Origin of the sequence: Limnohabitans sp. 2KL-17 (assembly GCF_003063415.1) — a bacterium.
GTDB lineage: Bacteria > Pseudomonadota > Gammaproteobacteria > Burkholderiales > Burkholderiaceae_C > Limnohabitans_A.
Genome location: NZ_NESK01000025.1, coordinates 47,544 through 56,266, shown reverse-complemented (window position 1 = coordinate 56,266; position 8,723 = coordinate 47,544). Strand labels below are relative to the sequence as shown.

At 62.4% G+C, this 8,723-nt stretch carries 12 protein-coding genes; 2 read left to right on the top strand and 10 right to left on the bottom strand.

Annotated elements, in window-relative coordinates; all coding sequences use genetic code 11:
* The coding region (locus tag B9Z45_RS13195; RefSeq protein ID WP_304481801.1) for a uroporphyrinogen decarboxylase family protein at nucleotides 1-136 on the top strand (136 nt) is incomplete at its 5' end.
* 64 nt (nucleotides 137-200) lie between these two features.
* On the opposite strand, the gene ccmI is transcribed toward B9Z45_RS13195, so the two are convergent.
* The 10 genes from ccmI to B9Z45_RS13145 all read right to left on the bottom strand — a co-directional run bounded on the left by ccmI (nucleotide 201) and on the right by B9Z45_RS13145 (nucleotide 7,919).
* Nucleotides 201-1,478, bottom strand: a complete 1,278-nt coding sequence (gene ccmI, locus B9Z45_RS13190) for a c-type cytochrome biogenesis protein CcmI (protein WP_108407684.1) — start codon at nucleotides 1,476-1,478, stop codon at nucleotides 201-203.
* Entirely contained in the window at nucleotides 1,478-1,993 is a 516-nt protein-coding gene (locus B9Z45_RS13185) for a cytochrome c-type biogenesis protein (RefSeq protein ID WP_108407683.1), read from the bottom strand. Before B9Z45_RS13185 ends, ccmI begins: the two co-directional genes overlap by 1 nt.
* Entirely contained in the window at nucleotides 1,990-2,610 is a 621-nt protein-coding gene (locus B9Z45_RS13180; protein ID WP_370445842.1) for a DsbE family thiol:disulfide interchange protein, read from the bottom strand. Before B9Z45_RS13180 ends, B9Z45_RS13185 begins: the two co-directional genes overlap by 4 nt.
* The gene (locus B9Z45_RS13175; RefSeq protein WP_108407682.1) at nucleotides 2,607-4,595 is read right to left on the bottom strand and encodes a heme lyase CcmF/NrfE family subunit; all 1,989 of its coding nucleotides are present in this window, start codon (nucleotides 4,593-4,595) and stop codon (nucleotides 2,607-2,609) included. Before B9Z45_RS13175 ends, B9Z45_RS13180 begins: the two co-directional genes overlap by 4 nt.
* Before the next feature lie 30 nt (nucleotides 4,596-4,625).
* Nucleotides 4,626-5,072, bottom strand: coding sequence for a cytochrome c maturation protein CcmE (gene ccmE / locus B9Z45_RS13170; protein WP_108407681.1), 447 nt, complete (start codon nucleotides 5,070-5,072; stop codon nucleotides 4,626-4,628).
* On the bottom strand, nucleotides 5,069-5,263 hold the full coding sequence (gene ccmD, locus B9Z45_RS13165) for a heme exporter protein CcmD (protein ID WP_108407680.1): 195 nt from the start codon (nucleotides 5,261-5,263) through the stop codon (nucleotides 5,069-5,071). The genes ccmE and ccmD overlap by 4 nt, the downstream gene beginning before the upstream one ends.
* Nucleotides 5,260-6,018 (bottom strand): heme ABC transporter permease CcmC, encoded by a 759-nt coding sequence (gene ccmC, locus B9Z45_RS13160; protein WP_108407679.1) that lies wholly within the window; start codon nucleotides 6,016-6,018, stop codon nucleotides 5,260-5,262. Before ccmC ends, ccmD begins: the two co-directional genes overlap by 4 nt.
* Nucleotide 6,019: 1 nt before the next feature.
* Nucleotides 6,020-6,727: a heme exporter protein CcmB gene (ccmB, locus tag B9Z45_RS13155; RefSeq protein ID WP_233252199.1), complete on the bottom strand. Its 708-nt coding sequence runs from the start codon at nucleotides 6,725-6,727 to the stop codon at nucleotides 6,020-6,022.
* Nucleotides 6,724-7,377 carry a cytochrome c biogenesis heme-transporting ATPase CcmA gene (gene ccmA / locus B9Z45_RS13150; protein ID WP_108407678.1) on the bottom strand — a complete coding sequence of 218 codons (654 nt, stop codon included), beginning with the start codon at nucleotides 7,375-7,377 and terminating at the stop codon, nucleotides 6,724-6,726. Before ccmA ends, ccmB begins: the two co-directional genes overlap by 4 nt.
* 215 nt (nucleotides 7,378-7,592) lie before the next feature.
* Nucleotides 7,593-7,919 carry a high-potential iron-sulfur protein gene (locus B9Z45_RS13145; protein ID WP_199221905.1) on the bottom strand — a complete coding sequence of 109 codons (327 nt, stop codon included), beginning with the start codon at nucleotides 7,917-7,919 and terminating at the stop codon, nucleotides 7,593-7,595.
* 201 nt (nucleotides 7,920-8,120) lie between these two features.
* Between B9Z45_RS13145 and B9Z45_RS13140 the strand changes: the two genes are divergently transcribed.
* On the top strand, nucleotides 8,121-8,711 hold the full coding sequence (locus tag B9Z45_RS13140) for an NnrU family protein (protein WP_108407688.1): 591 nt from the start codon (nucleotides 8,121-8,123) through the stop codon (nucleotides 8,709-8,711).
* Nucleotides 8,712-8,723: the final 12 nt, after the last annotated feature.

Sequence of the window (8,723 nt, the reverse complement as noted above, 5' to 3'; positions counted from 1 at the left end):
CACCGACCTGACCACCACCGGGCCAACGCACATCTTCAACCTGGGCCACGGCATCAGCCAGTTCACGCCGCCAGAGCACGTGACAGCGCTGGTGGAGGCGGTGCACAGCCATTCGCGTGCACTGCGCAAGGCCTGATCGATCCAGTAAGCCCCTGGGGGTCAGCGCCCGGGGTTCAGAACCCAGGCTTGAGCGCACGGGGTCAGCGCCCGGTGATGTTCAGCACCACGCCTTGCACACCGGTCTTGACGCCTTCCAGCTCCACCTGCCAATCGTCGGGCTGCTTCTGAGCTGAACCGGTTTTGGAAATTCGGGCCACCAAACGGACCTGTGCCAGTGAAGACAAAACCGGGGGTGCCCCCATGCCCATGCTGTCACTCAAGCCAAACCGGACGGGCCAGGCTGTGGGCGTGCTGCGCCAAATGGCCACAGGCCGGCGCGAGCCCTCTTCGGCCACCGCGTACACAAACAAACTTGCCCCGGCACCGATCTGGCTTTGCACCTCAGGCGTAACGCGAACTTCGCCCTGAATGAGGGGCCGGGTATCGCCCCCAGAAGGGGTCGGGGTCAAGACGGGCACCACCTGCGATGCCTGCGCCTCGGCGAGCTTGGGCATTTCTGTCGCTTGCGCGAGGGCTTGTTGCAAACCCTGGGCAGCGTCGCTGTCAGCGGGCACCAGGCCCAGCGCTTGCTGCCAATAAGCCCTCGCTGCGTCGTGGCGTTTTTCAGACCACGCGGCACTGCCCGCCAGCACCAGCGCATTCAAGTGCAGCGGTTGCGCGGTCAACACCTGTTGAATCCACTGCCAGGGCTCGCCAGCAAACACGCCACCGGCGCTCAAGGCCTTCATCTGCGCGCGCTCGACCCACAGATCGTGCTCAGGCGCCAAGACCAGCACCCGCGCCAAGGCTTGTTCGGCCAGCGCGTGTTGGTTCTGTGCGGCGTGCAAGCGCGCCAGGGTCAACCAGGCTTGCGCATCAGCCGGTCGAGACTGCGTGGCTTGCTGCCATGCGCGCGTTTGCTCGGCCAATTGTTCAGGCGTGGTGGCCGTGATCTGCACCCGCTGGCTCAAGGGCAAAGGCCACCAGGTCTGGGCTGCACCCAACTGCGCGTAGCTCCAGCCGCTGAGTGCGGCCAAACACAGCACGATCCAGACCACGCGCACAGGACCAGCGCTGGCTGCATTGACTTGAGGCCGCATACCGTTGCCTTGCGCGGCCGTGGCATCGCTGAGTACATGTCGCAACATGTCGTCACGCGCCATGGCATGCTGCGCCGGGCTCAATCGGCCTTCGGCCAAAGCCTGGTCCAGATCGGTCAGGTGTTGTTGCTGAATGCGGCGGTTGGCCTGCCTTTGCACGTCGTTTGCATCAGCCGACAGTGCTTGTTTTTTCAGGCCACGCTGCAACACCCAACCCGCCAGAGCGCTGAAGAACAGCAGCGCCAACAACAACCAAAACCAGGGCGGCATGAAAGACATCAGGACTCCAGAATTTGGCGCACGCGTTCGCGCTCACTGTCGGTCAGCGCAGGGGGCGCTGCGGGCTGGCGGCGCATCAGGCGCAAGGCCACCCCCAGCGCCAGCAGCAGCAAGGCAAATGGTCCGAACCACAACAGCCAGGTGACGGGCTTGACCTCGGGCCGGTACAGCACAAAGTCACCGTAACGGCTGACCAGGAATGTCCGGATGTCGGCATCGCTTTGGCCCTTTTCGATCAGGCCTCGCACCTCGCGCCGCAGGTCCACCGCCAGCTCGGCGTTCGAAGAAGCCAGTGACTCGTTTTGACACACCAGACAACGCAACTCGGATGCAATATGGTCCCAACGGGCTTGCGCCTGTGGCGACAGCAGGGCTTCGGCTGATGACGAGACAGGGGCCTGAACTGGCGGCAAGGATGGCGCCCCTTGCGCCTGGACGGCCATGCCCTGCCCCATGGCCCACAGCAACAGCCCTAAGCACAAACAACGGCCGCCTGTTTTCAGAACACTGCTCATGGCTGCAAGCTCCGCAACAAGGGCAGCAGTTTTTGCTGCAAAACCTCGGGCGTCAAAGCCCCGGCGTGCTTGAAGCGCACCACACCATCGCGGTCCACCAGATAGGTTTCAGGCAAGCCATAGACGCCAAAGTCCATGCCCACACGGCCATCTGAGTCCAGCAGGTTCACGCCAAAAGCCTGGCCGTGCTTTTGCAGCCAGGCCTGGTTGCGGTCGGTGGCTTTTTGCATGGCCTCGGGGCTGCCTGGGTCTTGGCCCGACAACTCGGAAGCCTGCAGCTCTTTGTAGTTGAGTCCCACCATTTGCAAACCCGGCTGCCGGGACAGCGCCAACAACAAGGGGTGTTCTTCGCGGCACCCCGCACACCAGGTGGCCCACAGGTTGACCAGCGTCACACGCCCCTTGAATTGGTCGGCGCTGAAAACACCAGCGCCACCCACCACTGGCAACTGGAAGCTGGGCGCGGGCTTGCCGATGAGCGGCGAAGGGATTTCTTTGGGGTTGCGGTTCAGGCCGATGGCCAGGAAAACCACCACGCCCAAAAAAAGCGCCAACGGGATGAACACCCAGCGGGGCATGCCTGGCGGCTTGGGGGATGCGGCCAAGGGTGCGCTCATGACCGCACACCTTGAAGACCTGACGGGTGAGCCTGCTTTGGTGCAAGTTGCCGATAGCGCCGGTCAAATGCCGCCAATCCGCCACCCAGCACCATCAACACCGCCCCCAGCCAGATCCACACCACAAAGGGCTTGTGGTAAATCCGGAAGGTCCATTGCGGCGGATCACTGGCCAGCGGCTCGCCCAGCGACACGTAAAGGTCGCGCCACAAAGAACTGTCGATCGCGGCTTCGGTCATGGGCATGGCGCTCGAGACATAACGGCGCTTTTCGGGCTGTAAAGTGCGCACCAGGGTGTCGCCCTTATGCACCTGAACCTGCGCGCGCAAGGCCATGTAATTGGGCCCCAGGTGGTTGTCCACGCCCACCAGTTTGTAGCGGAAACCGGCCACGCTCACTTCATCGCCCAGGCCCATGCGCAGATCGCGCTCTACCTGAAAGGACTTGACGCCGGTGATGCCCAGCACCAGCACCGCCACGCCCAAGTGCGCCACATGCATGCCCCACCAGGCCAGACCCGGCGAGCCCGGTAAACGCAGACGCTGAGCGATTTGCCAGGCACCCGACAAGACAATCCAGCCGCCCAGCGTGCCGCCCATCACCGTGAGCCAGCCCGAAAATGTGGTGCCTTGGCTGGCCTCGGCATGGGGCGCACCGCCCCAACTGGCCCAGGCACTGGCCAGCAGCAGCGCCAGCACACCCGGCACGAGCACCGCGCGCAGTGGGGCCCAACGCGCCACATGCCAGGGTGCCAGCGGGCCCGGCACCATGGCCAGCAGCAGCGGCACCATCAGGGGCACAAACACACGGTCAAAATAAGGCGGACCTACCGACAGTTTGCCCAAATCCAGCGCGTCGATGATCAGCGGGTACAAGGTGCCCAACAGCACCGCCGCCATGGCCACCACCAACAACACACTGTTGAGCAGCAAGAACGATTCACGCGAGCCCACCACGGGTTGGGAGTTGCCGGCCCACTGCGGGGCCCGCCAGGCAAACAAGGCCAGTGACACACCCACCACCACAGACAAAAACAACAAGATGAAAATGCCCCGGCCCGGGTCGGTGGCAAAGGCGTGCACCGAGGTCAACACCCCCGAACGCACGAGGAAGGTGCCCAGCAAACTGAGCGAGAACCCGCCAATGGCCAACAGCACCGTCCAGGCCTTGAACTGCCCACGCTTGTCGGTGACCATGAGCGAATGGATCAAGGCCGTGGCCACCAGCCAGGGCATGAGCGAGGCGTTTTCCACCGGGTCCCAAAACCACCAACCGCCCCAGCCCAACTCGTAATACGCCCACCACGAACCGAGTGCGATGCCCAAGGTCAAAAATCCCCAGGCCGCCACCGTCCAGGGCCTGGCCCAGCGCGCCCAGGCCGCATCGAGCCGACCCGACAACAAAGCCGCCATGGCAAAGGCAAAAGCCACCGACAAACCCACATAGCCCATGTAGAGCATGGGCGGGTGAATCACCAGACCGGGGTCTTGCAACAGCGGCGTCAGGTCGCGCCCCTCAGCAGGCGCTGGAAACTGCCGCGCAAACGGGTTGGACAAGGCCAGGATGAAGGCCAGAAAACCCACAGACACCGCACCCATCACCCCCAGCACCTGGGCCACCAGGGCCTGCGGCAAGCGGCGAGAAAACGTGGCCACAGCCACCGACCACAGCGACAGCATCAGCACCCACAGCAACAAGGAGCCCTCATGGCCCGCCCAGATGGCCGACAGGCGATAAGGCGTGGGCAGCAAGGTGTTGGAGTGGTGCGCCACATACACTACACTGAAATCGTGTACGTAAAAGGCGTGCCACAAAGCCAAAAAGGCCAGCGCGATCAGGCCCAGTTGCAACACTGCCAGAGGTCTTGCCAAGGCTTGCCAGCCAGCACGCCTTGGTGACAAACTGCCCCACAGCGGCAACACCGCCTGCAACAAGGCCACCCAGGCGGACATGATCAAGGCCAGATGCCCCGCTTCAGGCCACATGTTTTTCTCCTGTAAGGAAGCCGCTGTGCGTCATCGTGGCACCATCGGACCACTTCGGGCCTTGGCCGCCTCGTCCAGCGCGTGCTGGGCTTCGGGTGGCATGTAGTTTTCGTCGTGCTTGGCCAGCACCTCGCTGGCCACAAAAAGGCGGCCCGCATCCAGTCGGCCCTGCGCCACCACACCTTTGCCCTCCTTGAACAAGTCGGGCAGCAAGCCGACGTAGCGCACTTGCACGTCCTGGTGCAGATCGGTCACGGTGAATTCGATCGCCAAGTCTTGGCGCCGGATGCTGCCTTCCTTGACAAGCCCCCCCACCCGAAAACTGCCATCCTTGGGGGCTTCGCCAGCGGCCACCTGTGTGGGCGTGAAGAAAAAAACCAGGTTGCTTTGAAAGGCATTCAGCACGAAATAAACGGCACCACACACCAGCATCAAGCCCAAGCCGATGCCGAACAATCGCTTGTGACGGCTTTTCATGCGCTGCCTCCCGGTGTTTCTTCAGGCTCGGCCGCCATGGCTTCGCATACCTCATCGAGAGCCTCTTGTCGGCCCATGCGTGCCAGCCACACTTCGAGTGCCAACAAGGCCGCTGTCACGCCCATGCTGCCCCACACGTAAACACCATAGCCACCCATGGCCCAGAATTCGGCTGCGTTTTGCCAGGTCATGTTGCGCCCTTGCCTAACCGGTGCGCCTGCACTTCGGGCAAATGCTGCACCCAGGCCGCATGGCATTCACGCGCCAGGATCAAACTGCGCACTCGCCACAGCGCGATGGCCGCCGCATACAACCACAGTGCCAGGCTCATGAGCAACATACCGGTCAGCATGACGCTGGCCATGCGGGGCGACTGCGTGAGCGACACCGAAGCGCCCTGGTGCAAGGTGTTCCACCACTTCACCGAAAAATAAATGATGGGCACATTGACCGCACCCACCAAGGCCACCAGAGCGCCGGCGCGATCCGAGCGACGCGGGTCTTCAATGGCCGAGGTCAGGGCGATGTAGCCGAGGTACAAAAACAGCAAGATCAGCATCGAGGTGAGGCGCGCATCCCACACCCAATAAGTGCCCCACATCGGTTTGCCCCACAAGGCCCCGGTCCACAAAGACAAGAAAGCCAGCAAGGCGCCGGTGGGCGCGAGGGCACGGGTCATCAGGCCAGACAGTCGCGTCTGAAAAGCCAAGCCCAGCACGCTCCAAAAGGCCATGGCCAGGTAAATGAGCATGGCCATCCAGGACGCCGGCACATGGATGTAAATGATGCGGTAAGCCTGCCCCTGCTGGGCATCGGCGGGGGCCAGCATGAAACCCACCCACAAGCCCACCAGTGCCAAGGCGCTGGCCAGCAGCGCCAGCCACGGCCACAATCGCCCGGCCAGAGGGTAAAAGTTTTGCGGCGCAGCGTAATGAAAGAGCTTCATGTCACGACTCCAACGCCAGGCGCAAAGCGGCGGCACAGGCCCAGGGGCTGAAAGCCGCAGCGGCCAGCAACAGGGCCAGCAAGACCGAGACATGCGCCTCGGCGCCAAGGCCGCGAACCTGTGCATCGACCGCGCCCGTGCCAAACACCAGCACCGGCACGTACAAGGGCAACAGCAAGAGCGATTGCAGCATGCCGCTGCCGCGCACACCCAATGTGAGCGCAGCACCGATGGCACCGAGCAAGGTCAAAACGGGCGTTCCGATCAATAGTGTCAAGGCCAGCATGGCCAGGGCATCGGGATCCAGGGCAAATTGCAAACCCAACAATGGCGACAACAGCACCAGTGGCAGGCCCGACATCAACCAGTGGGCACCCAGCTTGGCAGACACCAGCCAAGACAAGGGCGCAGCAGACAAGGCCATTTGCTCCAAGCTGCCGTCCTGGTGGTCGGCGTCAAACAAACGGCCAAGGCTCAGCATGCTGGCCAGCAGGGCAGCGACCCACAAAACCCCTGGCCCGATCAGGCGCAGCGTGGCAGGCTCGGGCCCAATGGCCAGCGGAAACAGGGCGGCCACCAGCACAAAGAAAAAAACCACCCCCAGCCACTCCGACTTGCGGCGAAAGGCCAGGCGCAAATCGCGTCGCAACAAGCCGCCCATGGCTTGCCAGGGGCTTAAGCCCATGGGGGAACCCGTGCTGATGTTCATGACAGATGCGCCCCGCCGCCCAGGCTGTAACGGGCACCGGGGCCTTGCAAGTGCACATCGTGGTGGCTGGTCATGACCACCGAGCCGCCACGGTCCACATGCGATTGCAGCAAGGCTCTGGCGACAGCCGTGGCCTGCGCGTCCAGGCCCACCAGCGGTTCGTCCAGCACCCACAGCGGCGCCGGGCTGGAACGCAAGCGCGCCAGGGCAACGCCTTGACGCTGGCCCTGTGACAAAACACGAACCGGTAAATCGGCCCGGCTTTTCAGGCCTTGCGCCGCCAGCGCGCTCAGGGCTTGTTCTCGGCTGAGCGCCAGGCCGCTGACTTGGGCATCCAGGCACAGGTTTTCACAAGCGGTCAAATCTGGCTTCAGGCCCAGCGCATGGCCGATGTAATGCAGCACCGAGCGGTCGGGCCTGGGGGATGGCGATTCTTGCGCCTCAAGATGGGCAGCAGGCCAGAGCACCTGCCCATGTGCCGCAGGTGCCAGCCCGCACAAAATGCGCAACAGGCTGGTTTTGCCGCAACCATTGCCCCCTTCGATGTGCAACCAACTGCCGGGCGCCACGGAAAAGCTGACGCCATCGAACAAAGTTCGGTGGGCCTTTTGGCAGGCCAGGTCCATCGCTTTCATTACCCAAGACGCCATTACAGGGCTTTCCGGTCGGTTGAAGACAAAACAAAGTGTAACGACAGATTGACACTTTGCGCATTCAAGGCCTCCGATATTGCAGGGAAATCAGGGTAAGCACCAAGCAGGTGAGGCCACTCGACCCACCTCTTGCATGCAACTCGCGAAAAAAAACCGCCCGAGGGCGGTTGGCGTACTCAACAGGCCGGGGCCTGTTCAGCACAAGTGGGGCATCAGGCCTTTTTGGCCCAAGCCGAGCACCAGCCTTTGGCAGCCACTTGTTTGCCTGCAAACAAGGGGCAGCCACCAGCTGCAGCGCCGGCTTTAGCCTGGAACAGTGCGCAGTTGGCGCAGTTGTTGCCAGCAGCAAACTTGGGGTTCTTGGCCTTGTCGACTTTGGTGCCGTCGGCTTTGTAAGCCAAGCCGACAGCTTGAGGGTCTTTTTCGTCGACCATGGCTTGGGCCGAAGCCTCGCTCACAGCCATCACGGCGGTTGCGGCCGTAGCGACTTGCATCATGAACACACGACGATTGGAGGGGACTGAAGAAAAACGGGACATACAAGTCTCCTGTGAAATGAAGGAGCCAGAAAATACTGGACAGTTCATTGTGCGTCAGAAGAGTTACTTTGTCATTTTCTCCGTGATACCTGAGCAATTCACACGGGAAAGCCCGGGCATTTCAATGTCAACCGTGATGGACAGGCCCATGTCAGAATGCGGGCTGGATTCCTCACCATTCCATTGCCCAAAGGTATTGACATGTTGCAACTGCTCATCGGTCTGACGCTCTTTTTGGGCATACACGCCCTGCAAAGCCTGGCACCCAGGTGGCGGCAAAACTGGATCCAGCGTCGGGGGGCACTGGTTTACAAAGGCGTTTATGCGACGGTTTCGCTGCTGGGCCTGTACCTTCTGGTGCAGGGCTATGCCCTGGCCCGCCTTGAGCCGATGGTCCTGTGGACGCCGCCGCGCGGCATGCAGCACGCCACTATTTTGTTGATGTGGGTGGCCATGGTGTTGTTGGTCGCCGCGTATGTGCCTGGCAACCAGATCAAGGCCAAGCTGCGACACCCCATGACTTTGGCGGTGAAGGTTTGGGCGCTGGGCCACTTGCTGTCAAACGGCAACCTGGCCGATATGGTCTTGTTTGGCGGTTTTCTGGTCTGGTCGGTGCTGGTGTTCCGTGCAGCCCGACAGCGTGACCGCATGAGCCTGCATTCTGCGCCCGAAGGCAAACTGCTGGGCACTTTGCTGGCCGTGGTGCTGGGCACGGGCATTTGGGCCGCATTTTTGATGGGTGGCTTGCACCTTTGGCTGGTGGGCGTGATGCCCTTTACCCGCGCAGGCTGAACCCAGGTCTGC